This is a genomic window from Mesorhizobium sp. ESP6-5, from assembly GCF_020164695.1.
GTDB lineage: Bacteria > Pseudomonadota > Alphaproteobacteria > Rhizobiales > Rhizobiaceae > Mesorhizobium > Mesorhizobium australicum.
This window is the reverse complement of the sequence record NZ_JAIUGR010000013.1, coordinates 104,643-130,760: the sequence shown is the minus strand read 5'-3', so window position 1 is coordinate 130,760 and position 26,118 is coordinate 104,643. Positions and strand designations below refer to the sequence as shown.

General features: G+C 62.9%; 26 protein-coding genes and 1 pseudogene. 14 read left to right on the top strand and 13 right to left on the bottom strand.

Translation table 11 applies throughout. The features are described 5' to 3' along the window. The first annotated feature begins 17 nt into the window (after positions 1 to 17). Entirely contained in the window at positions 18 to 2,063 is a 2,046-nt protein-coding gene (locus LB524_RS21700; RefSeq protein ID WP_224529980.1) for an FAD-dependent oxidoreductase, read from the top strand. 100 nt (positions 2,064 to 2,163) lie between these two features. Here the strand turns inward: LB524_RS21700 and LB524_RS21695 are convergent, their stop codons facing one another. Beyond that, a complete protein-coding gene (locus LB524_RS21695) occupies positions 2,164 to 2,571 on the bottom strand; it encodes a hypothetical protein (RefSeq protein WP_140617114.1) in 408 nt (135 codons plus the stop codon). A gap of 145 nt (positions 2,572 to 2,716) precedes the next feature. Between LB524_RS21695 and LB524_RS21690 the strand changes: the two genes are divergently transcribed. Next, a complete protein-coding gene (locus tag LB524_RS21690) occupies positions 2,717 to 3,145 on the top strand; it encodes a MarR family winged helix-turn-helix transcriptional regulator (protein ID WP_015318329.1) in 429 nt (142 codons plus the stop codon). A gap of 33 nt (positions 3,146 to 3,178) precedes the next feature. Here the strand turns inward: LB524_RS21690 and LB524_RS21685 are convergent. Together LB524_RS21685 and LB524_RS21680 are read right to left on the bottom strand one after the other, a co-directional pair. Beyond that, positions 3,179 to 3,319, bottom strand: a pseudogene (locus LB524_RS21685) (polysaccharide deacetylase family protein); the annotation flags it as partial. Positions 3,320 to 3,423: 104 nt separating this feature from the next. Beyond that, the gene (locus tag LB524_RS21680) at positions 3,424 to 5,496 is read right to left on the bottom strand and encodes a putative bifunctional diguanylate cyclase/phosphodiesterase (RefSeq protein WP_224529977.1); all 2,073 of its coding nucleotides are present in this window, start codon (positions 5,494 to 5,496) and stop codon (positions 3,424 to 3,426) included. A 305-nt stretch (positions 5,497 to 5,801) separates the two neighbouring features. Between LB524_RS21680 and LB524_RS21675 the strand changes: the two genes are divergently transcribed. Both LB524_RS21675 and tdh read left to right on the top strand, forming a co-directional pair. Continuing rightward, a complete protein-coding gene (locus tag LB524_RS21675) occupies positions 5,802 to 6,989 on the top strand; it encodes a glycine C-acetyltransferase (protein WP_140617110.1) in 1,188 nt (395 codons plus the stop codon). A 52-nt stretch (positions 6,990 to 7,041) separates the two neighbouring features. Continuing rightward, complete coding sequence (tdh, locus tag LB524_RS21670) at positions 7,042 to 8,076, top strand: L-threonine 3-dehydrogenase (protein WP_015318326.1); 1,035 nt, start codon at positions 7,042 to 7,044, stop codon at positions 8,074 to 8,076. A gap of 107 nt (positions 8,077 to 8,183) precedes the next feature. Here tdh and LB524_RS21665 read toward each other — a convergent pair whose 3' ends face one another. Then, positions 8,184 to 8,621, bottom strand: coding sequence for a MarR family winged helix-turn-helix transcriptional regulator (locus tag LB524_RS21665; RefSeq protein WP_224529973.1), 438 nt, complete (start codon positions 8,619 to 8,621; stop codon positions 8,184 to 8,186). An 87-nt stretch (positions 8,622 to 8,708) separates the two neighbouring features. Here LB524_RS21665 and hmgA point away from each other — a divergent pair, with 87 nt between their 5' ends. From hmgA to LB524_RS21645, 4 genes are read left to right on the top strand one after another with little or no spacing between them, the layout of a single operon-like run. Next, entirely contained in the window at positions 8,709 to 10,022 is a 1,314-nt protein-coding gene (hmgA, locus tag LB524_RS21660; protein ID WP_224529969.1) for a homogentisate 1,2-dioxygenase, read from the top strand. A gap of 11 nt (positions 10,023 to 10,033) precedes the next feature. Next, positions 10,034 to 10,921, top strand: coding sequence for an MBL fold metallo-hydrolase (locus tag LB524_RS21655; RefSeq protein WP_181177834.1), 888 nt, complete (start codon positions 10,034 to 10,036; stop codon positions 10,919 to 10,921). Continuing rightward, positions 10,918 to 11,931 carry a fumarylacetoacetate hydrolase family protein gene (locus LB524_RS21650; RefSeq protein ID WP_140661901.1) on the top strand — a complete coding sequence of 338 codons (1,014 nt, stop codon included), beginning with the start codon at positions 10,918 to 10,920 and terminating at the stop codon, positions 11,929 to 11,931. Before LB524_RS21655 ends, LB524_RS21650 begins: the two co-directional genes overlap by 4 nt. 21 nt (positions 11,932 to 11,952) lie before the next feature. After that, positions 11,953 to 12,489 (top strand): DinB family protein, encoded by a 537-nt coding sequence (locus LB524_RS21645; RefSeq protein WP_140662076.1) that lies wholly within the window; start codon positions 11,953 to 11,955, stop codon positions 12,487 to 12,489. A 4-nt stretch (positions 12,490 to 12,493) separates the two neighbouring features. Here LB524_RS21645 and LB524_RS21640 read toward each other — a convergent pair whose 3' ends face one another. The 3 genes from LB524_RS21640 to hppD form a co-directional block, all read right to left on the bottom strand. Further along, positions 12,494 to 12,871, bottom strand: a complete 378-nt coding sequence (locus LB524_RS21640) for a type II toxin-antitoxin system VapC family toxin (RefSeq protein WP_224529967.1) — start codon at positions 12,869 to 12,871, stop codon at positions 12,494 to 12,496. Then, complete coding sequence (locus LB524_RS21635) at positions 12,868 to 13,092, bottom strand: type II toxin-antitoxin system Phd/YefM family antitoxin (protein ID WP_140661902.1); 225 nt, start codon at positions 13,090 to 13,092, stop codon at positions 12,868 to 12,870. Before LB524_RS21635 ends, LB524_RS21640 begins: the two co-directional genes overlap by 4 nt. A gap of 66 nt (positions 13,093 to 13,158) precedes the next feature. Continuing rightward, positions 13,159 to 14,271, bottom strand: a complete 1,113-nt coding sequence (hppD, locus tag LB524_RS21630) for a 4-hydroxyphenylpyruvate dioxygenase (RefSeq protein WP_224529954.1) — start codon at positions 14,269 to 14,271, stop codon at positions 13,159 to 13,161. Positions 14,272 to 14,406: 135 nt separating this feature from the next. Here hppD and LB524_RS21625 point away from each other — a divergent pair, with 135 nt between their 5' ends. Then, positions 14,407 to 14,874, top strand: a complete 468-nt coding sequence (locus LB524_RS21625; protein WP_140721020.1) for an Lrp/AsnC family transcriptional regulator — start codon at positions 14,407 to 14,409, stop codon at positions 14,872 to 14,874. Here LB524_RS21625 and LB524_RS21620 read toward each other — a convergent pair. The 4 genes from LB524_RS21620 to aztA form a co-directional block, all read right to left on the bottom strand. Then, positions 14,871 to 15,209: a TIGR01244 family sulfur transferase gene (locus tag LB524_RS21620; RefSeq protein ID WP_015318316.1), complete on the bottom strand. Its 339-nt coding sequence runs from the start codon at positions 15,207 to 15,209 to the stop codon at positions 14,871 to 14,873. The two genes, LB524_RS21625 and LB524_RS21620, sit on opposite strands and share 4 nt — an antisense overlap. Before the next feature lie 149 nt (positions 15,210 to 15,358). After that, positions 15,359 to 16,294, bottom strand: coding sequence for a zinc ABC transporter substrate-binding protein AztC (gene aztC, locus LB524_RS21615; RefSeq protein WP_015318315.1), 936 nt, complete (start codon positions 16,292 to 16,294; stop codon positions 15,359 to 15,361). A 31-nt stretch (positions 16,295 to 16,325) separates the two neighbouring features. Continuing rightward, a complete protein-coding gene (gene aztB / locus LB524_RS21610; protein WP_224529944.1) occupies positions 16,326 to 17,201 on the bottom strand; it encodes a zinc ABC transporter permease AztB in 876 nt (291 codons plus the stop codon). Next, on the bottom strand, positions 17,201 to 18,013 hold the full coding sequence (gene aztA, locus LB524_RS21605; protein ID WP_224529942.1) for a zinc ABC transporter ATP-binding protein AztA: 813 nt from the start codon (positions 18,011 to 18,013) through the stop codon (positions 17,201 to 17,203). The genes aztB and aztA overlap by 1 nt, the downstream gene beginning before the upstream one ends. A 220-nt stretch (positions 18,014 to 18,233) precedes the next feature. On the opposite strand from aztA, the gene LB524_RS21600 reads away from it, so the two are divergent. Next, positions 18,234 to 18,578 (top strand): RidA family protein, encoded by a 345-nt coding sequence (locus LB524_RS21600; protein ID WP_023773346.1) that lies wholly within the window; start codon positions 18,234 to 18,236, stop codon positions 18,576 to 18,578. A 41-nt stretch (positions 18,579 to 18,619) separates the two neighbouring features. Here the strand turns inward: LB524_RS21600 and hutC are convergent, their stop codons facing one another. Together hutC and LB524_RS21590 are read right to left on the bottom strand one after the other, a co-directional pair. Beyond that, a complete protein-coding gene (hutC, locus tag LB524_RS21595) occupies positions 18,620 to 19,360 on the bottom strand; it encodes a histidine utilization repressor (RefSeq protein ID WP_224529940.1) in 741 nt (246 codons plus the stop codon). Positions 19,361 to 19,371: 11 nt separating this feature from the next. Next, the gene (locus LB524_RS21590; RefSeq protein ID WP_224529939.1) at positions 19,372 to 20,727 is read right to left on the bottom strand and encodes a formimidoylglutamate deiminase; all 1,356 of its coding nucleotides are present in this window, start codon (positions 20,725 to 20,727) and stop codon (positions 19,372 to 19,374) included. Positions 20,728 to 20,825: 98 nt separating this feature from the next. On the opposite strand from LB524_RS21590, the gene hutI reads away from it, so the two are divergent. From hutI to hutU, 4 genes are read left to right on the top strand one after another with little or no spacing between them, the layout of a single operon-like run. Next, positions 20,826 to 22,061, top strand: a complete 1,236-nt coding sequence (hutI, locus tag LB524_RS21585; RefSeq protein WP_140617106.1) for an imidazolonepropionase — start codon at positions 20,826 to 20,828, stop codon at positions 22,059 to 22,061. Beyond that, a complete protein-coding gene (gene hutH, locus LB524_RS21580; RefSeq protein ID WP_015318308.1) occupies positions 22,058 to 23,599 on the top strand; it encodes a histidine ammonia-lyase in 1,542 nt (513 codons plus the stop codon). Before hutI ends, hutH begins: the two co-directional genes overlap by 4 nt. Beyond that, positions 23,599 to 24,417 (top strand): N-formylglutamate deformylase, encoded by an 819-nt coding sequence (gene hutG, locus LB524_RS21575; protein ID WP_224529938.1) that lies wholly within the window; start codon positions 23,599 to 23,601, stop codon positions 24,415 to 24,417. The genes hutH and hutG overlap by 1 nt, the downstream gene beginning before the upstream one ends. 28 nt (positions 24,418 to 24,445) lie before the next feature. Beyond that, positions 24,446 to 26,116, top strand: a complete 1,671-nt coding sequence (gene hutU / locus LB524_RS21570) for a urocanate hydratase (RefSeq protein WP_224529935.1) — start codon at positions 24,446 to 24,448, stop codon at positions 26,114 to 26,116. The last annotated feature ends 2 nt before the right edge of the window (positions 26,117 to 26,118 follow it).

The following is a 26,118-nucleotide window of genomic DNA, read 5'->3' as shown; positions in this document are numbered from 1 at the left end:
AAAACGGCAGGAAGACGATGACCAGCAACGACCCGCTTCTCCAACCCTACCAGCTCAAGCATTTGACGCTGAAGAACCGGGTGATGTCGACCAGCCACGAGCCGGCTTACTCGGAGGACGGCATGCCGAAGGAGCGCTACCGGCTCTACCATGCCGAAAAGGCCAAGGGCGGCATGGCGCTGACCATGACCGCCGGCTCGGCGATCGTTTCGCGGGACAGCCCGGCTGCCTTCGGCAATCTGCACGTCTATGACGACCGCATCGTGCCGTGGCTGGCCGAACTCACCGATGCCTGCCACGAGCATGACTGCAAGGTGATGATCCAGATCACCCATCTTGGCCGCCGCACGGGTTGGAACAAGGCCGACTGGCTGCCGGTGCTCTCGGCTTCGCCGGTGCGCGAGCCGGCGCATCGCGCTTTCCCCAAGACCATCGAGGAGTGGGATATCGAGCGCATCGTCGCCGACTATGCGTCGGCCGCCCAGCGCTGTCAGGCGGCCGGGCTCGACGGCATCGAGTTCGAATCCTACGGCCATCTGATGGACGGCTTCTGGTCGCCCGCCACCAATCATCGCGATGACGAGTATGGCGGTTCGCTCGACAACCGCCTGCGCTTCACCAACATGGTGCTCGATGCGGTGCGCGCGGCGGTCGGCGAGAAATTCGTCGTCGGCATCCGCATGGTCGCCGACGAGGATTTCGACAAAGGCCTGTCGAAGGAGGAGGGCGTCGAGATCGCCAGGCGGTTGGCCGGCTCCGGCAAGCTCGATTTCCTCAACATCATCCGGGGCTCGATCGAGACCGACGCGGCGCTCACCAAGGTCATTCCGGTGACCGGCATGCGGTCTTCGCCGCATCTCGATTTCGCCGGCGAGGTGAGGGCGGCGACGAAATTCCCGACCTTCCACGCGGCGCGCATTTCCGATGTCGCCACCGCACGCCATGCGATCGCCACCGGCAAGCTCGACATGGTCGGCATGACACGCGCCCATATCGCAGATCCGCACATCATCAAGAAGGTGACGGAGGGCCGCGAGCACGAGATACGTCCCTGTGTCGGCGCTACCTATTGTCTCGACCGCATCTATGAAGGCGGCGAGGCGCTGTGCGTTCACAATGCGGCGACCGGCCGCGAGGCGGATATCCCGCACGTTATTGTCAAGACGGAAGGCCCTAAGCGGAAAGTGGTGGTCGTCGGCGCCGGCGCTGGTGGGCTGGAGGCGGCGCGCGTCGCAGCCGAGCGCGGTCATCAAGTCACGATCCTCGAGGCATCATCACAAGCTGGCGGCCAGGTGCGTCTGGCGACCCAGAACCCGCGCCGCAAGGAATTGATCGGCATCATCGACTGGCGGCTGGCCGAACTCGACCGGCTCGGCGTCGAGATCCGCTATGACACCTGGGCGGAACAGGACGATGTTCTGGCGCTGGCGCCCGACGTCGTGGTGATCGCCACCGGGGGCCTGCCGCAGAACCCGCCGCTGGCCTCCGGCGACAATCTCGTCACCTCGAGCTGGGACATCATGGCCGGCAGCGTCAAGCCGGCCGAAAATGTGCTGCTCTACGACGACAATGGCGGCCATCAGGGCATGGGCGCGGCCGAACTGATTGCCAACAGCGGCTCGAAGCTGGAACTGGTTTCGCCGGAACGCTTCTTCGCCCCCGAAATGGGCGGCATGAACCACGTACCCTATGTCAGGGCCTTCCAGGAAAAGGGCGTCACCGTCACCATCAATACCCGCCTGCGCTCGGTGCGGCGCGAAGGCAATCAACTGATCGCGGAACTCGCTTCGGATTTCGCCGATGGCTGGCGCGGAGAGCGCAGGGTCGACCAGGTGGTGGTCGAGCACGGCACGGCGCCGCTCGACGATCTGTACCTTTCGCTGAAACCGCTGTCGAAGAACGGTGGTGCGGTCGACTATGAGCGGCTGGTCAACGGCGGCGACATTTTTCCCAAGCGCAACGCGGATGGCGGCTTCGTGCTCTTGCGCATCGGCGACGCGGTTGCCTCGCGCAACATCCACGCCGCAATCTATGACGGGATCAGGTTCGGGATCAGGATTTGATCACGATCGGGTGGCGCGCAACGGCCTTTGCAAGGAGAGCCACCTGCCGCTCTGGTCCGTTGCGCGCCGCGCATGATCGGCTTTCACCGGCCGTGCGATTCTAAAACATCTTGGCGGTCGCCATGCAAAGCACGGTGATGACCAGCAGCCCGCCGGCAATGCGTTCGCCCCTGGTCATTTTCGCGCGCAGCGCCGTTTGGGTCGCGGCATCGGCGCCGGCAAGCTGCCTGCTGGCGGAGCCCACAAGCGCGCCTTGCACGCCGGCGGCGATCAGCGCCGTCAAAATGCCGAGCGCCAGTACCTTTTCCATCGAGCCAAAAGCACCCTCATGAAAGAAATACCAGAGCAGCAAACCGGTCAGGAAAGCCAAACCGGCCGCGCCCATTTGCGGCCGGAAGAACCGCTCTGCCCGGATGTCCGGATCGCGGCCAACCGCGATGGTCGTGCCGGCCCAGAAGACGCCGGCCATGACGTGCAGGCCGATGACGGCGATATAAACATATTGCATGACCGCATTCCTCTCATTCGCCCACCGCCTACGCGCCGCAACCATGCTGCGACGCCATCAATAAGGCAAAATTAGATATCTAACGGTTAGATGTCAATCACGAAGCCAAGTTTCACATTCCCACTGCTTGCTCTACTGTCAGATCATGACACCATTTGACCGCCCGCCGGTCGGCATGAATCTCGGCCGAACCGCCAAGCTTGTCGCCCAGGCCTTCGACGCTGCCTTGGTTGAAGCAGGCGGCACATTGCCGGTCTGGCTCACGCTGCTGTCTGTCAAGTCGAGCGAGCTTGCCAATCAGCGCGAACTCGCCGGCATGATCGGCATCCAGGGCGCGACGCTGACCCATCATCTCAACGCGATGGAAGCGCAGGGCCTGCTGACGCGGCGGCGCGATCCCGTTAACCGCCGGGTTCACCTGGTCGAATTGACGGAGACGGGAGAAGCGCTGTTCGAGACGTTGCGGCAAGCGGCACTCGTCTTCGACAAGCGGCTTCGCAAAGGACTGTCCGACGAGCGTCTGGCGGAATTTGCGCAGGTGCTTGCGGCGTTGCGGAAAAACGTAGAGAGCTAGGAATGCCGGCCTGTTGGACGCACTGGCCTCGGCATGCATACCGACCATGAACAGCGTTGCCGGAACCTGCGCGGCCTCCAAGACGTCGAGGATGTTGCTTGTACCGTTCAGCGGACCGTCGTCGAAGGTGAGATAGATGGTGCGATCCGCGCCATGGGCAGGCAACGCCGACATCAACATGGCTGCCAGGGCAAGCCGAAAGAATGTCATGGGGCCGCTATCCCCTCGCGATCAGGACAGGCCGCCATTTCCGCGGCTGCTTGTCAAGGCTGGCCGGGCTACGCCAGGCTTCCCTGCAATACCGTTAGCCTGGCTTTCTTCGGCATGCGGGCGGTCAGCCATTCGAGCGCCTTGTCATGCGGCATCGGGAAGGCGATGGAATAGCCCTGCACCTGGTCGCAGCCGATCGCCATCAGCGAGTCGAGCTCGGCCTCGGTTTCGGCACCCTCGGCGACGATGGAGATGCCCAGCCCCCGGGCAAGTTCAGTGATGGCGCGCACGATCTTGGAGTTGTCGCCATTCTCGTGGATGTTTTGCACGAAGCGACGGTCGATCTTGAGCCTGTCGATCTCGTTGGGATTGACGTGGCTGAGCGAAGCATAGCCGGTGCCGAAATCATCGAGTTCCAGATGCACGCCGGCCGCCCTGATATGACGCAGCTTCGCCGCGATGCCAGTCTTCTCGTCGTCCAGAATGACGGATTCGACGATTTCCAGCGACAGTTTATGCGGCGGCAGTCCGGCTTTCTCCAGCGTATCGAACAAAAACGCATCGAAATCATGCTCGCGCAACTCGGTACCCGAGACATTGACCGCAAGCCGGCCGAAGGCAATCCCGGCACGGTTCCACTCGGCGGCCTCGTTGATCGCCTTGCTGATCACGATGCGGCCGATCTCCGGCATGAAGCCGCATTTCTCGGCGACCGGGATGAATTCGCCCGGCGAGATCATGCCGCGCTCGGGATGATTCCAGCGCACGAGCGCTTCGATGCCGCTGATGGTGCCGTCGGTCAGCGAGACCTGCGGCTGGAAATAGACCTGGAACGCCTTTTCGGAAATGGCGACCTTGATGTCGTGTTCGAGCTGCTTGCGGTAGTCGAGTTCGCGGCGCAGTTCCTCGGAGAAGAACGAGAAGTTGCCGCCACCCATTTTCTTGGCGGAGTAGAGCGCCAGATCGGCATGGACGAGCAGGTCCTGCGCATTGTCGGCATCGATCGGATAGACCGCGATGCCGCCGCTGGCGCCCGGGAGAATGGTGGTGCCCTGGAACACGATCGGCTCGTTGATGTGCACCAGGATGCGCCGTGCCAGCATGTTGATGTCCTCGGTGCTGCCGGCTCCGTTGAGGATCATCACGAATTCGTCGCCGCCGAGCCGCGCGCACAGATCCGACGCGCGGCAGGAATCGCGCATGCGCTGTGCCGTCACGACCAGGACATAATCGCCGGCGGCGTGACCCAGCGTATCGTTGATCTGCTTGAAGCGGTCGAGGTCGAGCTGGACTACGGCCAGGCGCTCGCGCCGGCGATGCGCGCCCTTGATCAGCGTCTCGAAATGGTCGGTGAGGAAGGTGCGGTTGTGCAGGCCGGTCAGGCCGTCATGCACCGCGATGAAGGCCATCGAATTGCGCGCGTCGACCAACTCACGCGTCTTGCGCAGGATCGCGTTGGACATCGGCCTGAAGATGAACAGCGCCACCAGCAGGATGACGCCGAGTGTGGCGTAGAACAGAGTGCGGTGGAGGGAGAGCAGCTTTTCGGAGCGCTCGTCGGCATCGGCGCTGATGCGCTGGCCGAGCGCGGCATAGCCCGACAGCGTGGCATTGGCGACCGAGGCATCGAGATTGACGCGGTCGGCGCCGCCCTTGTAGCCGCCATTGTCGCCAAGATTGAGCTGCGATTCCAGTGCAGAGACCAGCCGGTCGCCATTGGCGATCAGGCCAACCGAGAAATAGTCGAGATGGAAGGGCTTGGCGAAAAGCACGCTCTGGATCGACTTCGCATCGAGCTTGGCCGGCGATTGCGGATCCGCGCCCGTCTGCTTGAGCAGCAGATCGTAGTTCGTCTCGAACTCCGCCGTGGCCTGCTTCAGCGCGCTGACCAGCGCCGGCTGCTTGTCGCGCGAGGCGGCGCCCGTTGCGTTGGCCAGAAAGACGATGCGCTGCGACAGCGTCTTCTGCGTGCCGACGATGTCGAGCAAGGTGTTGTTGTGCTGCTGCGTGGCCATCGTCTGCTGCAGCAGGACGAAGGAGGCCGCGACCATGGCGGCAATGATCAGCAGCGCCAGCCAGTAGCCAGCCTTGATCAGCAGTATGAGCTTGCCTGAAACGGTTTGCACCGGCTGCTGAGACATGTTCGGGGGCGGTCCTCTCGCCAACGGATTTATGCGAGCACCATTGAACTGCAAACGTTAACAGGACTGGAAATCGACGGCCGGCCGGCGCGGACGAGAGGCGGAAAGATCACGAAATGGTTATCGGGTTCTTTCGCGGCCGGCCTGCATTTGAGCATTCGTCGGCCCATGCGTTTCCGGGTGGTCACCTGGGCAATGTCGGAACGTCCCAGCTGATGCTGCCCGGCCACCTGATCCGTCGCTTTTGCGATGGATTTTTTGTGCGGGCGGGACGACAGTCTGCCGACGTCAAACGGGGCCCGATCATGACCGCAGCATTTCTCTCCCATATCGACAGCGAGCTTGCCGGGTTGAAATCCGCCGGGCTCTACAAGTCCGAGCGGGTGATTTCCTCGATGCAGTCGGCTGAGATCGAGGTCGGCGGCGAGAAAGTGCTGAACTTCTGCGCCAACAACTATCTCGGCCTTGCCGACAGCGCGGAACTGCGCGCGGCGGCCACGCAGGCGCTCGACCGCTACGGCTACGGCATGGCCTCGGTACGCTTCATCTGCGGGACGCAGGAAGAACACAAGCAGCTCGAGACGACGATTTCGTCGTTCCTCGGCTTGGAGGACACCATCCTCTACGGCTCCTGCTTCGACGCCAATGGCGGCCTGTTCGAGACGCTGCTTGGCGAGGAAGACGCAATCATTTCCGACGCGCTCAATCACGCCTCGATCATCGACGGCGTCCGGCTGTCAAAGGCCAAACGCTTTCGCTACGCCAACAACGACATGGCCGATCTCGAGGCACGCCTGAAGGAAGCCAAGGATTGCCGCTTCCGGCTGATCGCCACCGACGGCGTGTTTTCCATGGACGGCATCATCGCCAATCTCTCAGGCGTCTGCGACCTGGCCGAAAAATACGACGCCATGGTCATGGTGGATGACAGCCATGCGGTCGGCTTTGTCGGCGGAAACGGGCGCGGTTCGCCCGAGCATTGCGGTGTCGAGGGCAGGGTTGACATCATCACGGGCACGCTCGGCAAGGCGCTCGGAGGCGCTTCGGGCGGCTACACCTCGGGCAAGAAGCAGGTGGTCGACTGGCTGCGCCAGCGCTCGCGGCCTTATCTCTTCTCCAACACGCTGATGCCGGCGATCGCCGGCGCCTCGATCAAGGTGTTCGAGCTGATCCGCAATGGCGACGGATTGCGCGAGCGCCTATATGCCAATGCGGCGCGGTTCAGGTCCCAGATGGGCAAGCTTGGCTTCACGCTGGCCGGGGCCGACCATCCGATTATCCCGGTGATGCTGGGCGATGCCACATTGGCGCAGGAGATGGCGGCGCGCATGCTGAAGCGTGGTATCTACGTCATTGGATTCTCATTCCCTGTGGTGCCGAAGGGCCAGGCCCGCATCCGCACCCAGATGTCGGCGGCGCACTCCAGCGCCGACATCGACCGGGCCGTGGAAGCGTTCGGAGCGGTCGGCAGGGAATTGGGCGTGATTTCCTGAAGGGCCGGTAGCGAAAAGCGATTCCGGATCAAGAGATTCAAGGGACAAGAGAATGTCGAACATGATGAAGGCACTGGTGAAGGCCAAGGCCGAACCGGGCATCTGGATGGAAGAGGTTCCGGTGCCGGAGATCGGCCCGAACGATGTGCTGATCAAGATCAAGAAGACCGCGATCTGCGGCACCGATGTCCACATCTACAACTGGGACCAGTGGGCGCAAAAGACGGTTCCTGTGCCGATGGTGACCGGCCACGAATTCGTCGGCACGGTAGCCGACTTTGGTGCCGCGGTCACCGAATACAAGGTCGGCCAGCGGGTGTCGGGCGAGGGACACATCGTCTGCGGTCATTGCCGCAACTGCCGCGCGGGCAGGGGACATCTATGCCGTAACACGCTCGGCGTCGGCGTCAACCGTCCGGGCGCCTTCGGCGAGTACCTGGCCATTCCCCAGCACAATGTGGTGCCGATCCCCGACGACGTGCCGGACGAGATTGCCGCGATCTTCGATCCCCTGGGCAATGCGGTCCACACGGCGTTGTCCTTCGATCTGGTCGGCGAGGATGTGCTGGTTACCGGCGCCGGACCGATCGGCATCATGGGCGCGCTGGTGGCGCAGTGCGTCGGCGCACGCAAGGTTGTCATCACTGACATCAACCCGGTGCGCCTGGCGCTGGCGAAGAAACTCGGCGTCCAGCATGTCGTCGACGCTTCGCAGGAGAAGCTCCGCGACGTCATGCCGGCACTCGGCATGACGGAAGGTTTCGATGTCGGGTTGGAGATGTCGGGCGCCGCGCCCGCCTTCCGCGACATGATCGACACCATGAACAATGGCGGCAAGATCGCCATCCTCGGCATCGCCCCGACTGGTTTCGAGATCGACTGGAACAAGGTCATCTTCAAGATGCTGCACTTGAAGGGCATCTACGGCCGCGAGATGTTCGAGACCTGGTACAAGATGATCGCCCTGGTACAGGGCCCGCTCGACGTCTCCGCGCTCATCACGCACCGCATCGGCATCGACGATTTCCAGGCCGGCTTCGATGCGATGCGCAGCGGCAGTTCCGGCAAGGTGGTGATGGACTGGTAACGGCGCGCATAGCGCGCTATCCGGTGAAACGTCTGCGCGAGGCGTCCCCTCTGTCCTGCCGGACAGAGGTGGCGCTGTCCCGCCAGCCTATCCCCATTCTTTCAGCGCTACTTTTCTTCCAACGCCTTCTCCAGCGCCGCCACCCCACGCACAATCGCCGCACGTTCGTCCACGCCAAGTTTCGCCAGCAGTTCCCGCTCGAAACTCTGCGCCAGCGGCACCATCTCGCGATAGGCTGCAAGCCCGACTTTGGTAAGCGTCAAGTGCTCGACGCGGCCGTCGTTCTCGTCAGGTGTTCGTACCAGCCAGCGCCGCCGTTCTAACTCGGCCACGGCGCGCGAGACCTTGGTCTTGTGCATGGCCGACTGCTCGCCAAGTTCCGTCGCGGTCATCGTGCCGCGCTGTCCCAATCCCGACAACGTGCGCCATTCGGGCCGGGTCAGGCCATGGCGGTCCTTATAGACCTTCGAGAATTCGCGGCTGACCGCATCTGCAAGGCGGTAGAGCCGGTAGGGCAGAAAGCTTTCGAGTTCGAGAATGTCCATTGTCCGCATCCGGGAAAAACGGAAGATTGATAGTTACATTTTCGATGGTTACAAATGAAACCAATTTGGTCAATCCGGGAGGAAGCAATGGCCTTTTCCTATATGCCGGGTTTCGGCAACGACTTCGAAACCGAAACCTTGCCCGGCTCACTGCCGCAGGGACGCAACTCGCCGCAGCGGCCGGCCTACGGCCTCTATGCCGAGCAGCTTTCAGGCTCGCCCTTCACCGCGCCGCGCGGCACCAATGAGCGCTCCTGGCTCTATCGCATCCGGCCGAGCGTCAAGCACACGGGCAGGTTCAAGGCGGCGAGTTATCCCCTGTGGAAGAGCGCCCCCAATGTTGGCGACCACGAGCTGGCGCTTGGCCAGTACCGCTGGAATCCGGTGCCGATGCCGAAAGAGCCGACCGACTTCATCAAGGGTATGCGCACCATCACCACCGCCGGCGACGTGCTTGGCCAGACCGGCATGGCTGCCCATGTCTATGTCGCCAACCGCTCGATGACCGACGATCATTTCTTCAACGCCGACGGCGAGCTGCTGATCGTGCCGCAGGTGGGCAGCTTGCGCTTCATCACCGAGATGGGCGTCATCGAGCTTCGGCCCGGTGAAATCGCCGTGCTGCCGCGCGGCCTCGTCTTCAAGGTCGAACTGGTCGACGCCGAAGTGCGCGGCTATGTCTGCGAGAATTACGGCGCCAAGCTGACGCTGCCTGACCGCGGCCCGATCGGCGCCAATTGCCTGGCCAACCCGCGCGACTTCAAGACGCCTTGCGCCTGGTTCGAGGAGAAGGAGACGCCGTGCCGGCTGATCGTGAAATGGTGCGGCAATTTTCACGTCACCGAGATCGGCCATTCGCCGCTCGACGTCGTTGCCTGGCACGGCAACTACGCGCCCTATAAATATGATCTGGCGACCTTTTCGCCGGTCGGTGCGCTGCTGTTCGATCACCCCGATCCGTCGATCTTCACCGTGCTGACGGCGCCGAGCGGCGAGGAAGGCACCGCCAACATCGATTTCGTCATCTTCCCGCCGCGCTGGCTGGTGGCGGAAAATACGTTCCGGCCGCCCTGGTACCATCGCAACATCATGAGCGAGTTCATGGGCCTGATCCATGGCCAGTACGACGCCAAGGAGGAAGGTTTTGTCCCCGGCGGTATCAGCCTGCACAATCTGATGCTGGCCCATGGCCCGGATGCGCCTGGCTTCCAAAAAGCCTCGCGCGCGGACCTGAAACCGGTCAAGCTCGACAACACCATGGCCTTCATGTTCGAGACCCGCTTTCCGCAGATGCTGACCCGCTACAGCGCCGAACTCGAAACCCGGCAGGACAACTACATCGATTGCTGGGCCGACCTGGAGAAGCGGTTCAATGGCACGCCCGAGGGCGACTGGTCTTGAGCGGCAAGCCAATGCCGGACCGGCTGGTGCTGCTCGGGTCGAAAGGCGGTCCGGCACTGCGGCCCGGCGGGCCGTGGCCGAGTTCGTCGCTGCTCGAGATCGGTGGGCGAGCGATCGTCGTCGATTGCGGGCTTGGCGTGACGCGCGGTCTGGTCGATGCCGGTGTCAGCCTGAAGGCACTCGACCTGATCTTCATCACGCATCTGCATTCCGACCATGTGCTGGAACTCGGGCCGCTTATCCACACCGCCTGGACGGCCGGATTGGCGACGCCGGTCACCGTGTTCGGGCCGCCTGGACTTGGCCACTACTGGCGGCGCTTTTGTCAGGCGATGGAATTCGACATCGAGATCCGCATCGCCGACGAGGGCCGCCCCGATATTCGCGAGTTGGTCTCTATCGACGAATTCGGCCAAGGGCATGTGGTCGAGCAGCGCGGACTGAAGGTGACGGCGCTGCGCGTCGACCATCCGCCTGTGACCGATTGCTTCGCCTTGCGCTTCGAGCATGGGGGAAACAGCGTGGTGTTCTCGGCCGATACTGCTTTCTTTCCGCCGCTGGCCGATTTTGCCGATGGCGCTGCTATCCTCGTCCATGAAGCCATGCTGGAAGAAGGCATCGAGCGGCTGGTTGCCAGAACCGGCAATGGCGCGCGGCTCAGGGAACATCTGCTCGCCAGTCACAGCTTTGCCGAGGAGGCAGGCCGTATCGCCAGCGATGCCGGCGTCACAAGATTGGTGCTCAATCACCTCATTCCAGCCGACGATACCGAGATCGGCGAGGTCGACTGGATAGCCGCTGTCAGGAAAACATGGGCTGGCGACTTGACGATCGCTCGCGACGGCCTTGTTGTGGAGTTAAGCGGCGCCAAGGCCGCATCAGGAGAGGGAACCGCATGAAGCTTGCCACGCTGAAGGACGGAACACGCGACGGAAAACTCGTCGTCGTTTCGCGCGACCTGACGCAATACACGGACGCCTCGTTCCTGGCGCGGACGCTGCAGGCCGCACTCGACGACTGGCGCAGGATCTCGCCGCATCTCGCGACCATAGCGGAATCGCTGGAGAACAATGCGATGCCGGCGGCCCGTTTTCACGAGCATGACGCGCATTCGCCGCTGCCGCGCGCCTATCAATGGGCCGACGGCTCGGCCTATGTGAACCATGTCGAACTGGTGCGGAAGGCGCGCGGCGTCGAGATGCCGGCAAGCTTCTGGACCGACCCGCTGATCTACCAGGGTGGCTCGGATTCCTTCGTTGCCCCGCGCGATCCGATCCGTCTAGCGGACGAGGCCTTCGGCATCGACATGGAAGCCGAGATCGCCGTCATCGTCGACGATGTGCCGATGGGCGCCAGCCTCGAGGAAGCGCGCGCCGCGATCCGGCTGGTCATGCTGGTCAACGATGTCACGCTGCGCGCGCTGACCGGGCCGGAACTGGCCAAGGGATTCGGCTTCTTCCAGTCGAAACCGTCCTCCGCCTTCTCTCCGGTCGCGGTGACGCCGGATGAGCTGGGCGATGCCTGGGACGGCGGCAAGGTCAATCTGCCGCTGCTTGCCGACATCAACGGCAAGCCGTTCGGCCGCGCCGATGCCGGTGTCGACATGACCTTCGATTTTCCGGCCCTGATTGCTCACGCTGCCCGCACAAGGCCGCTGGTGTCAGGCACCATCATCGGCTCGGGTACGGTGTCCAACAAACTCGACGGCGGCCCGGGCAAGCCGGTCTCTGCGGGCGGAGCCGGTTATTCCTGCATCGCCGAACTGCGCATGATCGAGACCATTGTGTCAGGCGAGCCCAAGACACCTTTCCTGCGCTTCGGCGACACCGTGCGCATCGAGATGAAGGACAGATCAGGGCATTCGATCTTCGGCGCCATCGAGCAGAAGGTCGAGAAATACCAGCGGTAGGCACAATGAGAGGTTTGAGTGATGGACCTGCTGGATCATCTGCGTCGCATGGCGAAGAACAATCTCTGGTCGAATGACCGGCTCTATCGCGCCGTGCTTGCGCTGAAGCCCGGTGAATTCGAGGCCGAGCGCACCAACTTTTTCCCGTCGATCAAGGCAACGCTCAACCATGTCCTCGCGGTCGATCATCTCTATCTCGATTTTCTCGAAGACGGCGGCCTCGGTGCGGCTGCCTACGATGACTTCGTGCCTTTCGATGCCGCGCCGGAGCTTTACCTGGCTCAGCTTGCGGCCGACCGGCGGCTGATCGCCTTCTGCGATGGCCTGTCGAAGGCCGATCTCGATCGCAGCGTCGTCACCGACCGGCGCGAGGACGGCATGATCCCGGAAAAGACCGGCGATATCCTGGCGCACGTCTTCCTGCACGACATCCACCATCGGGGCCAGGTGCATGCCATGCTCGCGGGTACCTCCGTAGCGCCGCCGCAGCTCGACGAGTTCCTGCTCGATTATGACGTTAAGTTGAGAACAGCGGAGGTCGAACGGCTGGGATTATGAAACGTCATGCCAGCGCGACGTCATAGAGAGCAAATTGCTTGTCCGCTGTCAGGATGGTGAGATTTTCGACCTGCGCTTGGGCGATCAGCAGCCGGTCGAACGGATCGCCATGGTGGCGGGGAAGGCGGCCGACAACATGCGCATGCTGAAACGTGATGGTCAGCGGCTGGAATTGCATTCTCGGGAGTAACGCCGGCAGGTCGTCCGGAACGTCGAGTTTGCCGATCGATCGCTTGATCGCGACTTCCCAAACGCTTGCCGCGCTGGCGTAAACGGTCGCGTCCGATGCAAGGACAGCCCGGTGCTCCTCGCTGAGTCGAGGGTCGTCCTTAATAGACCAAAGGATAATTTGCGTATCGGCAAGAAAGGAGCCGGCAGTCATTTGACGTATTCGTCCCATTCGGGACCGAGTTCGTCAAAATCGTCCGCTATCCAAATCTTGCCCTTTAAGGCGCCAATACGGGGCAGGAGATTTTCGCCGAGCGGTGGCACCAGCCGAGCCGCGATCTTGCCGTGACGTGTAAGCACGATCTCTTCGCCAGCTTCCGCACGGCTGATCAGTTCCGACAGTTTTGCCTTGGCTTCTGCAATGGAAACATTCATGGGCTCGACCTCTTATGACCAAAATTTAGGTCATAATTAGTCGAGCCGCAAGCGGAGCCGGAGAAATTACTCTGCCGCCTGAACCTTGATCACACCGCGCTTGATCTGGTCCTGCTCGATCGATTCGAACAGCGCGCGGAAATTGCCTTCGCCAAAGCCTTCGTCGCCCTTGCGCTGGATGAACTCGAAGAAGATCGGCCCGATCACGGTCTTCGAAAAGATCTGCAAAAGAATCTTGGTCATGCCGCCGTCGACCACACCTTCGCCGTCGATCAGGATGCCATGCTTCTTCATCCGCTCGATCGGCTCGTCATGGCCGTTCACGCGGTCATACGACATGTCATAGTAGGTCTCGGGCGGGCCGGGCATGAATTTCAGCCCGTTCTCCGCGAGCTTGTCGGTGGCGGCGTAGATCTCGTCGGTTCCCACCGCGATGTGCTGGATGCCTTCGCCATTGTACTTCTTCAGATATTCGGCGATCTGGCTGGTTTCATCCTTGGACTCGTTGAGCGGAATGCGGATCTTGCCGCAGGGCGAGGTGATCGCCCGGCTGACCAAGCCCGTGATCTTGCCGTCGATGTCGAAGAAATGGATCTGCTTGAAGCCGAACAGATTGCGGTAGAAATCCCACCATTTGTCCATCTGGCCGCGATAGACGTTGTGGGTCAGGTGGTCGAGGAAATAGAAGCCGACGCCTTGCGGCTTGGGGTCGCGTTCGCCGAGCCACTCGAATTCGGCGTCGTAGGCCGAGCCCTTCTTGCCATAGCTGTCGATGAAATAGAGCAGCGAGCCGCCGATGCCGACGATAGCAGGCACGTCGAGCGCCTTGTCGTCGCCTTCGTAAGGCGTGGCGCCCTTCGAGACGGCATGCTCGAAAGCGTGCTTGGCATCGACCATCCGCCAGGCCATCGAGGCAGCACAGGGGCCGTGCTTGTCGGCGAATTTCATCGCATGCGAGCCGGGCTCGGCATTGACGACATAGTTGATGTCGCCCTGGCGCCAGACGGTGATGTCCTTGGTGCGATGCCTGGCTACCGCGACATAACCCATGCGGGTGAACAGCTCGGCCAGCTTCTGCGGCTCCGGATGCGCGAATTCGACGAACTCGAAACCGTCGGTGCCGGCGGGGTTGTCTTTGCTGATCGTGGCGGGCGGGGCGTCGTGCGGGAAAGGACCCATGATATCCTCCGGAAGCTGCTCGGCCTGAAAAGCCGTTCGAAACCATAATAGCGCGGAGCCCACGCACGGTGCTTGCATTCAAACGCTTGAAATGGTGATGTCATGCGCGAACCGTGCATGATGAAGGCAAAAGTCATGGATGACGCGCGCATTGACCAGTTCGACCGCAAGATAATGGCGCTTTTGCAAGGCGACGCGCGGCTCACCAACAACGATCTCTCCGAGCGGGTGAACCTCTCTGCCTCGCAATGCTCGCGCCGCCGCCAACGGTTGGAGGAGGACGGCTACATCAAGGGCTATCGAGCGGTGCTCGACCGCGACAAGCTCGGTTTCTCGCTGGTCAACGTCATCTCGGTGACACTGGCCACCCACAATCGCGACAATGCGCGCCGCTTTAGCGAATTGGTGGCACGGCTGCCCGAGGTGCAGGAGGCTCATGCGCTGACTGGCGAGATGGATTACATCCTGAAGGTGGTAACGCCAGACCTCAAATCACTGTCGGAATTCGTCAACGGCGTGCTCCTGCCGCACGAATCCGTGCAGCATGTGAAGACGGCGATCGTGCTGGAGACGCTGAAGGAGACCGGCGCGCTGCCGATTTAACCCTTCGACTGCTGGATCAGCCCGTACAGATTGGTACAGCGGGCTCCGGAGCGGCAATAGGCGAACACCGGGCCGTCGAGCTCATCGAGCGCCTCGGCCTGGTCGTCGACATTCTCTCGCGTGATCTGGCCGCTGATCACCGGAATGTAGCGAAAGGCGAGGCCAGCGGCCTCGACCGCGGCCTTGAGCGTGTCCGCCGAAGGCTGTCCCGGCTGCTCATCATCAGGCCGGTTGCAGATCACGCTCTTGAAGCCGGCTTCCTTGATGGCGGCAACGTCCTCGGGCTGGATCTGGCCCGAGACCGAATAGTCTTCGCTGATCTGGCGGTATTCCATGGCTCGTATCCTCGCGATCTCTTTGACGGCAGTCTTGCCACTCCGGGAGGGGGGCGGCAATCCGCATCGAAGGAATTCTCTGCCAAATAGACATCGCGCGCCAGAAAATCCAACCGGGCCGATACGGCCCGGCTGGCCGCAGATCAAACTCAGCTGCCGAGAATGGCGCCTTTGATCTGGCGGATGTTGTTGTGCATCATGTCGATATAGGTCGAGCCAGGGCCGTCGGGCTGCGACAGCGCGTCCGAGTAAAGCGTGCCGCCGACCTTGATGCCGGTCTCGCTGGCAATCTGCTCGATCAGGCGAGTGTTGGTGATGTTCTCGACGAAGATGGCCGCGGCCTTGTCCTGCTTGACCTGCTCGACCAACTTGGCGACATCGGCGGCCGACGGCTCGGAATCGGTCGAGATACCTTGCGGGGCGAGGAAAGTCAGGCCGTATTCGTGCTCGAAATAGCCGAAGGCGTCATGCGAGGTGATGACGACGCGCTTTGCCTCGGGGATCGACTGGATCGCCGCCTTCACTTCGCCTTCCAGCGCGTCGAGCTTCTTGGTGTAGGCGGCGGCATTGGTCTGGTAGCTGACGCAGCCGTCGCTGTCGGCCGCACAGAAAGCTTCGGCGATGTTCTTCACATAGATCCTGGCATTGGCGATCGACTGGAAGGCGTGTGGATCGGTGACCGTCTTGCCGGTGCCGGCGCCTTCGGCCGCGTCGGCTTCGGCGAATTCAGGCTTGAAGTCGATCGGCGTCACACCCTTGGTCAGCGTGACGATCGAGGCCTTGGTGGCGCTGGCATCGACCAGCCGCTGCAGGAAACCTTCGAAATGTAGGCCGTTGACCAGCACGATGTCGGCCTTCGCCATGGCGACCGCGTCGGCAGGGCTTGGCTCATAGACATGGGCGTCGCCATCCGGCCCGACGATCGTGGTGATCGCGACGCGGTCGCCGCCGACGTTTTTGGCAAAGTCGGCAATGACCGTAAAGCTGGCGACCACCTTCAGCGGCGCAGCGAAGGCCGATGATGCGCCAAAGGCAGTTAATGTTATAACGCTCAATGTCAGGCCGGCACGGATCGTTTTCAGCATAAGCGGGGTTCCTTTTAGAGGGTGAGGCGGATCAGGCCGTTCTGTGGCGGTGATGGATGATGCGACCGCGCAGGATGCCGCGCGTGCCAAACAGGATCGAGGCGAAATAAACGACACCGGCCGACAGGATGATGGCCGGGCCGGAGGGCAACGACGCATGATAGGACAAGAGCAATCCGGCAATGCAGGAGGCAAAGCCGATCAGCACCGCCAGCACGCACATCGGCTCGACGCGTGCGGTCCAGAATCGCGCGGCTGCCGCCGGCAGCATCATCAATCCGACGGATAGCAAAGTGCCGAGCGCCTGGAAGCCGCCGACGAGATTGAGCACGACGAGGCCGAGGAAGATGAAATGCACCGGGCTGCCCATGCGGCTGACCGAACGCAGGAACAGCGGGTCGAGGCATTCGGCGACCAGCGCCCGCCAGAAGATGGCCAGGCTGGCCAACGTCACCGCGACGATGCCGCCAATCAGCATCAATGCCTCGTTGTTGAGCGCCAGCACCGTGCCGAACAGCACATGCATGAGATCGACGCTGGAGCCGCGGATCGACACCATCAGCACGCCGATGGCGAGCGAAATCAGATAGAAGGCGGCCATCGAGGCGTCCTCGCGCTGGATGGTGAAGCGCGAGACAGCGCCAGCACCGAGCGCGACGATGACGCCAGCGATCAGGCCGCCAATGGTCATCGGCAGGATTTCAAGGCCATAGAACAGGAAGCCGGCGGCCGCTCCTGGCAGGATGGCATGCGCCATGGCGTCACCCGACAGGCTCATGCGCCGCAGCATCAGGAAGACGCCGATGGGGCAGGCGCCGAGCGACAGCATCAGCGAGCCGAACAGCGCCCGCTGCATGAACCCGAAATCGGCGAAGGGAGCAATGAAAAGACCGTAGAGCGTGTCCATCAGGCGGCCCTCGGTCCGGCGCCATGGTGATGGTCGTGATCGTGGCCATGATGATCATGATCATGGCCATGAGCGTGCTCGTCAGGCTCGCACCAGGGGGCGTTCTCTTCCCAGGCTTCGTGGAAGCGGCGCGCGCGCAGCAGGTTCTCAGGCTTCAGCGTCTCCCGGGTATCGCCCCAGGCAACCGGCCGGCGGGCAAGCAGCAGTGTTTCGGGAAAATTCTGGCGCACCAGGTCCAGATCATGGACCACCACCATGATGGTGCGCTCTTCGCCATGCCAGCGCTTGATCAGGGCAATGAGGTCACCGACCGTCTTGGCGTCGACCGCGTTGAAGGGCTCGTCGAGCAGGATCAGGTCGGCATCCTGCAACAGCACGCGGGCAAACAGCGTGCGCTGCAGCTGGCCGCCCGACAGCGTGTCGATCGGCCGCTTCTCGAAGCCGCCGAGGCCGACGGCCATCAATGCTTGGCTGACGGCTTCGCGATCTTCCCTGGTGTAGCGGCCGAGCATGCCGCGCTTCGGCCACAGGCCAAGCGAGACCAGATCGACGACGCGGGCGGGAAAGGAGCGATCGAGTTCCGACTGCTGCGGCAGATAAGCTGCCCGCACGCCCGACGCGCGGATGACCTCGCCGGCCATTGGCTTCAGCACGCCGACAATACCCTTGATCAGCGTCGATTTTCCGGAGCCATTGGCCCCGACCACGGCCGTCAGCGAACCCTTGCGGATCGTGCCATCGAGGTGATGGATCGCGGGATGGCTGTTGTAGCCCAGCGTCAGGTCACGGAAGGTTAGGCAGGTCTGGGTCATATCGTTCCGTTGGGAAGTCGAGCCTGGCCGCGATAGTGGCCGTTGGATATGTGATGTTATTACATTAGTCAACAGGCCAATCCGGTGGATTTGCGACCCGGCGGCTCAACTTGCCGTGAGTTTCTTCCGCGCTGGTCCAAGGAGATTTGGCGCCGGCGGCCTTGCCCGAAGCCCACGCCGACTCTAAACAGGCGCAACCCTCAAACGAAGGAACCTCGCAATGAGCATTCGTCGCATCGATGTTGGCCCGCGCATGAGCCAGATCGTCATACACGGCAACACCGTCTATCTGGCCGGCCAGGTCGGCGAGCCCGGCGGCAACGTCGCCGCGCAGACCCGCGACATCCTCGCGACCATCGACGAATTGCTGGCCAAGGCCGGCACCGACAAGACCAAGATCGTCCAGGCGATCATCTGGCTGGCCGACATGGGCACCTTCGCCGAGATGAATTCCGAATGGGACAAATGGGTGCCGCAGGGCCACACACCCGCTCGCGCCACCGGCGAGGCGAAGCTCGCCGGCCCCGAATATCTGGTCGAGATTATTATTACGGCTGCGCTGTAAAGCGGCTGTAGGTGCCGATCTTCCCCAAGCGGGAGATCGGCTTACCCCTGCGACGGCGTGAACCTTGCCACCAGCGTGTGGCTTTCCGCCGGATAGATGAAGCGCACGTGTGTAACCGGGTGCTCCGCGCTCCAGGTGCGGCGCTCCACGACCAGGCAAGGCGCGCCAGGATCGATATCGAGCACGTCGGCGATAGTCTCATCGGCGGCCATGGCGCGTATCCGATGTTCGGCCTCGCTCCACGGCACGCGGCCGATCAGCCATGGACCCGCCGCGATTTCCAGAAACTCTTCGTCCCCGGCTTCCGCGACCGCCGAAAGATTGATCAGACGTTGCTCGAGTGCGAATGGCCGTTCGCCGGCAAAATGAAGGCCTTCGACCGCCAGTACCGAACCCGCTGCGGACAATCCGAGCAACGCCCTGTCCTCCACGTTGCTGCGCCGCCTCAGGCGTTCCAGCCGTTCGTAGCGATAGGGCAGGCCGAGCGCCTCGACCTCGATCCTGATGTCGTGAAGCTCCAGCACCGCTGCCTGCGATTGCGGGTGGCGGACAAAACTACCCGACCGGCGGCGGCGTTCAATCAGACCTGCCTTGGCCAACTGCGAGAGAGCCTTGTTCACCGTCATGCGTGAGCATTTGTATTCGGCGGTCAGCTCATGTTCGAACGGGATACGGTGGCCGGGCGCCCAGGTGCCGGACAGGATCTTTTCACGGATATCGGACAGGATGCGCTGATGCAGCGAGACGGTCTCGCTGTCGTCTATGTCCGTCCGTTCAGCCATGCTCATCTGCGTTAACCCTCGGAAAGCGCAGTCATCACGCTGCGAAACCGTGCGGCGATAGCCCCGCGCTTGGCGTGTCTGCCAGCGCTGACCTGTTTCTTGCCATGCACCCAGACGCAATCGACCTTGCTGCCATTGGCAAAGATCCAGGCATCGAGGATCGCGTCGCCGGTCTTGCCAGCCAGCGAGGGATTACCGACGTCGAGCGAGACGAGATCGGCGGATGCCCCAGTCGCGATTTGCGAGGCGCCGGCACCAAGGGCGACGCCACCGCCGTCAAGCGCTGCGTCGAACAGGGCGCGGCCTGTTGAGCCGCCGGCTACCGCAAGCACATTGCGGGCGCGGTGCGCGAGGCGCTGCGAATATTCGAGCTGGCGCAATTCGTCGGGCAGGCCGATCAGCACATTGGAATCGGAGCCGATGCCGAAGCGGCCGCCATGCTCCCTGAACAATGGCGCGGCAAAGGTGCCGTCGCCGAGATTGGCCTCCGTGATCGGGCAAAGGCCGGCAATGGCGCCGGTCTTCGCCATGCCGATGGTCTCGGCATCCGTCATATGGGTGGCGTGAATCAGGCACCAACGCTGGTCGACAGCGGCAGCCCCAAGCAGAAATTCGACCGGACGCGCGCCGGACCAGGCAAGGCAGTCCTCGACTTCCCTGACCTGTTCGGCGATGTGGATGTGGATCGGTCCGTTTGGCGCCATGGCGGTGACTTCGATCAGCTCTTCAGGCGTCGCGGCGCGCAGACTGTGCGGCGCGACGCCGACGACAGCTTGATTCAGCGCGCGAACCGATTCACGGCTTTTCTCCACAAGCCGGGCGAACCGGTTCACATCGTTGATGAATCGGCGCTGGCCCTCATTCGGAGCTGCGCCGCCGAAAGAGGAGTGGGCGTAAAACACCGGCAGCAGCGTCAGGCCGATACCCGTTTCGCCAGCCGCGGCAGCGATGCGCTCGGCCATCTCGGCTGGGTTGGCATAGGGTTGTCCATCCCGATCATGGTACAGATAATGAAATTCGCCGACGCGGGAAAAACCGGCCTCCAGCATTTCGACATAGAGCTGCGCCGCCACCGCCTCGACCTGGTCGGGAGTCATCGACAGCGCGAAGCGGTACATCACCTCGCGCCAGCTCCAGAAACTGTCGGCGGAGGGGCCTCGCAACTCGGCAAGGCCGGCCATGCCGCGCTGGAAGGCGTGGCTGTGCAGGTTGGGCATGCCTGGCAGCAGAATGGAATGGCGTTCATCACCGGGCAAGGCGGCGGCTTCAGGCTCCACGGCCGTAATGCGCCCATTGGCAAAAGTGATCCGCACATTGTCGTGCCAGCCGTTAGGAAGAAGCGCCTGTTCCGCAAAGATATCGGTCACTTTTCTCTCCGCTTTCCGGTCTCGTATGTGATGATGGCACTTGCAGTGCGTTTCAATATGTATATACATAATCGCCACCGATTGAAACGGAAAAGATGATGGCCGTAGAGAGCAGCAAAAACCACGCAGGGGGGCTTCGCCTGTGGCGCAATGCGCGTCTGGCGACCATGGCTGAAAATTCTGCCGGATTGGGTATCGTCGAGCATGGTGCGCTCGCCGCGCGCGACGGCCGCATTATCTATGCCGGTCCGCAATCCGAGATGCCCTCGGCTTTTGCCCAAGGCGAGATCATCGATTGCGAGGGCCGCTGGATTACGCCCGGCCTGATCGACTGCCACACCCATCTGATCCATGCTGGCAACCGCGCCAACGAATTCGAGATGCGGCTGGCCGGCGCCACTTATGAGGAAGTCGCCAGGGCCGGCGGCGGCATCGTCTCGTCGGTCAAATCCCTGCGTGCTGCCAGCGAGGGCGACCTGGTTGCCCAGACGCTGCCGCGCCTCGATGCGCTGATTGCCGAGGGCGTAACCACAGTGGAAGTAAAGTCGGGCTATGGCCTCGATCTCGAAAACGAGAAGAAATCGCTGCGCGCCGCGCGACAGCTGGGCAATGAACGCCCGGTGACGGTTCGCACCACATGTCTCGCAGCCCACGCGCTACCGCCCGAAGCCAAGGGCGACAAGGATGCCTTCATCGATCTCGTCGCCAAAACGATCCTTCCCGGCGTCGTCGAGGAAGGCTTGGCCGATGCCGTCGATGGGTTCTGTGAAGGCATCGCCTTTTCGCCGGAGCAGATGGCGCGCGTTTTCGATGTCGCCCAGGCGGCTGGCTTGCCCGTCAAACTCCACGCCGACCAGCTGTCCAATCTGCATGGCGCTGAACTTGCCGCCCGCTATGGCGCGTTGTCGGCCGACCATCTCGAATATACCGACGAGGCAGGCGCGGTGGCAATGGCCAAGGCGGGGACCGTGGCGACGATCCTGCCCGGCGCCTACTACTTCATCCGCGAGACCAAGAAGCCACCGATCGGCCTGTTTCGCCAGCATGGCGTCAGAATGGCTGTTGCCACCGACAACAATCCCGGCACATCGCCGCTGACCTCGCTGCTTCTGACCATGAACATGGCGGCCACCCTGTTTGGCATGACGGTCGACGAATGTCTTGCTGGCGTCACCCGCGAAGCCGCGCGTGCGCTGGGCCTGCTCGGCGAGACCGGCACGCTGGTATCAGGCAAATCCGCCGATCTGGCGATCTGGGACATCGAGCGTCCCGCCGAACTCGTCTACCGCATGGGCTTCAACCCGCTGCATGCCCGCATCTGGAGAGGACAATGACCGAACTGACCCTGAAGCCCGGCAATGCGACGCTGGCCGACTGGCGCGCCATATACCGTGGCGCCGTGCCGAAACTGGACGATGCCTGCCGTCCGAAAATCAAGGCGAGTGCCGAAGCTGTCGCGCGCATCGTTGCCAAGGGTGAGCCGGTCTATGGCATCAACACTGGTTTCGGCAAGCTGGCCAGCGTGCGCATCCCCGCCGACGATCTCGAGACGCTGCAGCGCAACATCGTGCTTTCGCATGCCGCGGGCGTGGGCGAGCCGATGCCCGTTGCCGTTGCCCGGCTGATGATGGCGCTGAAACTTGCGAGCCTCGCGCAGGGCGCCTCCGGCGTGCGCTCGCAGACCATCGAGCTGCTTGAAGCGATGCTGGCCAACGACGTCATCCCGGTCGTGCCGGCGCAAGGTTCCGTCGGCGCCTCCGGCGACCTTGCCCCGCTGTCGCATATGACGGCGGTGATGATCGGCGTCGGCGAATGCTTTACTCCGCATGGCCGTTTCCCGGCCAAGGTTGCCTTCGTCTCGCACGGGCTGGAGCCCGTGACATTGGGTGCCAAGGAGGGCCTTGCGCTGCTCAACGGCACGCAGTTTTCGACGGCCTATGCACTGGCCGCTTTGTTCGATGCCGAGGTGCTCTACCAGTCGGCGCTTGTCGCCGGCGCGCTTTCGACCGACGCGGCAAAGGGTTCCGACGCGCCGTTCGACCCGCGCATTCATCTGCTGAGAAAGCACCGTGGCCAGATCGAGACCGCGGACGCGCTGCGCGATTTGATGGCCGGCAGCGCCATCCGCGAGTCGCACCGGGTCGGCGACGAGCGTGTGCAGGATCCCTATTGCCTGCGTTGCCAGCCGCAAGTGATGGGCGCGGCGCTCGATGTGCTGCGCAAGGCCGCCGATACGCTCGAAACCGAGGCCAATGGCGTCACCGACAACCCGCTGATCTTCGCAGAAGACGATACTGCTCTGTCCGGCGGCAATTTCCACGCCGAGCCGGTGGCTTTCGCCGCCGACATGATCGCGCTGGCCGTCTGCGAGATCGGCTCGCTGTCGGAACGCCGCATCGCCATGCTGGTCGATCCCGCGCTGTCAGGCATGCCCGCTTTCCTGACGCCCAAGCCCGGTCTGAACTCCGGCTTCATGATCCCGCAGGTTACGGCGGCCGCGCTTGTCTCGGAAAACAAGCAGAAGGCCTATCCGGCCAGCGTCGATTCCATCCCGACCTCGGCCAACCAGGAAGACCACGTCTCGATGGCCGCGCATGGCGCACGCCGCCTGATCGGCATGGTCGAGAACGCAACCGCGGTGATCGGCATCGAGTTGCTGGCCGCCGCGCAAGGCTGTGATTTCCATCAGCCGCTGGCCTCGAGCGCAGCACTGGAAGCCGTGCGCAAGCTGGTTCGCGCCGAGGTGCCGCATCTCGATAACGACCGGCACTTCCATCCCGACATGGAAAAGGCGATCGCCATGGTGCGCAGTGGTGCGGCTGTGAAAGCCGCGAGCGCGGTGGCACTGCCCTCGATTGCCGGAGCGGCGTGATGACTGCCGCCCCTTGGCTCACGGTCACACGCGGCACGGCGCCGCTGCTGGTGTCGATTCCGCACACCGGTATCGACCTCGCCGGCCTCGAAAACCGGCTGGTCTCGCATTGGCTCGGCCGTCGTGATTGCGACTGGTGGATCGACAATCTCTATGATTTCGCCGCCGGTCTCGGCGCCACTGTCGTGCACACCGCGATCTCGCGCACCGTCATCGACGTCAACCGCGATCCATCCGGCGCCTCGCTCTATCCCGGCCAGGCAACCACCGGCTTGTGCCCGACCGAAACCTTCGACGGCGACCCGCTCTACCGCGACGGCGAAGAGCCGGGGCCATCGGAGATCGACGAGCGCCGGCTGAAGTTCTTTGCACCCTATCACGCCGCCTTGCAGGCCGAGATCGACAGGTTGCGCACCTTGCATGGCAAGATTGTCCTCTATGACTGCCATTCGATCCGCTCGGTGCTGCCACGCCTGTTCGAAGGCACGCTGCCGGTGTTCAATCTCGGCACGAATGACGGCAAGAGCGCCGATCCGACGTTGCAGGCGATGGTCAACCAGACCATGGCCGAAACCGGCGAGACTTTTGTCGTCAACGGACGCTTCAAGGGTGGGTGGATAACGCGCCATTTTGGCCAGCCGCTACAGGGCGTGCACGCGCTGCAGATGGAGCTCTCCAATCGAGGCTATATGCGCGAGCCCGAGGGGAAGGGCACGCCGGACAATTGGCCGGTGCCCTACGACGCCGCGTTCGCCGCTCCGATCCGCGCCACGCTGACGCGAATTCTTCAAACCGCCATTGACTGGGCCGGGCACTGACGCGCCGCCTCGTCCGAAAGGGACAATGATGAACAATCCCCGTCACAACATACGCGAAGTGCGCGCCCCGCGCGGCGACAAGCTCAATGCCAGGTATTGGACCACCGAAGCGCCGCTGCGCATGCTGATGAACAACCTGGACCCGGACGTTGCCGAAAACCCCAACGAACTGGTCGTCTACGGCGGCATCGGCCGGGCGGCGCGGACCTGGAACGATTTCGACCAGATCGTTGCTTCGCTGAAGATGCTTGGCGAGGACGAGACGCTGCTGGTGCAGTCGGGCAAGCCGGTCGGCGTGTTTCGCACCCACCCGGACGCGCCACGCGTGCTCATCGCCAACTCCAATCTGGTGCCGCACTGGGCGACCTGGGAGAAATTCAACGAGCTCGATAAAAAGGGCCTGATGATGTACGGCCAGATGACGGCCGGCTCCTGGATCTACATCGGCACGCAAGGCATCGTGCAGGGCACCTACGAGACCTTCGTCGAGGCCGGCCGCCAGCATTATGGCGGCAATCTCAAGGGAAAATGGATATTGACCGGCGGCCTCGGCGGCATGGGCGGCGCGCAGCCGTTGGCCGCCGTCATGGCCGGCGCCTGCTGCCTGGCGATCGAATGCAATCCCGACTCGATCGATTTCCGCCTGCGCACCCGCTATGTCGACGAGAGAGCCGAGACGCTCGACGAAGCCATGGAAATGATCGAGCGCTGGACCAAGGCCGGCGAGGCGAAGTCCGTCGGCCTGCTCGGCAACGCTGCCGAGATCGTACCCGAAATGTTCCGTCGCGGCATCCGCCCCGACATGGTCACCGATCAGACCTCGGCGCACGACCCCATCAACGGCTATCTGCCGAAGGGCTGGACAATGGCCGAGTGGCGCGAAAAGCGTGTCAGCGACCCCAGGGCGGTCGAGAAGGCGGCTCGCGCCTCCATGCGCGAACATGTCGAGGCGATGGTGGCGTTCTGGAACGCCGGCGTGCCGACGCTCGACTATGGCAACAATATTCGCCAGGTCGCCAAGGACGAAGGGTTTGAAAACGCCTTTGCCTTCCCCGGTTTCGTGCCGGCCTATATCCGTCCGCTCTTTTGCCGCGGCATCGGCCCGTTCCGCTGGGCGGCACTCTCCGGCGATCCGGAGGACATCTACAAGACCGATGCCAAGGTCCGCGAGCTCACCCCCGGCAACACCCATCTGCACAATTGGCTGGACATGGCCCGCGAGCGGATTTCCTTTCAGGGGTTGCCGGCGCGCATCTGCTGGGTTGGCCTCGGCGACCGGCACCGGCTGGGTCTCGCCTTCAACGAGATGGTGGCCAAGGGCGAACTGAAGGCGCCCGTCGTCATCGGCCGCGATCACCTCGATTCCGGTTCGGTCGCCTCGCCAAACCGCGAGACGGAAGCGATGAAGGACGGTTCGGACGCCGTGTCCGATTGGCCGCTGCTCAATGCGTTGCTCAACACAGCTTCGGGCGCCACCTGGGTGTCGCTGCATCATGGTGGCGGCGTCGGCATGGGTTTCTCGCAGCATGCCGGCATGGTCATCGTCGCCGACGGCACGCCGGATGCTGCAAGGCGCCTGGAACGGGTGTTGTGGAACGACCCGGCGACCGGCGTCATGCGCCACGCCGATGCCGGCTATGACATCGCCATCGAATGCGCCAAGGAGCACCAGCTCAACCTGCCTGGCATTTTGGGCTAAGC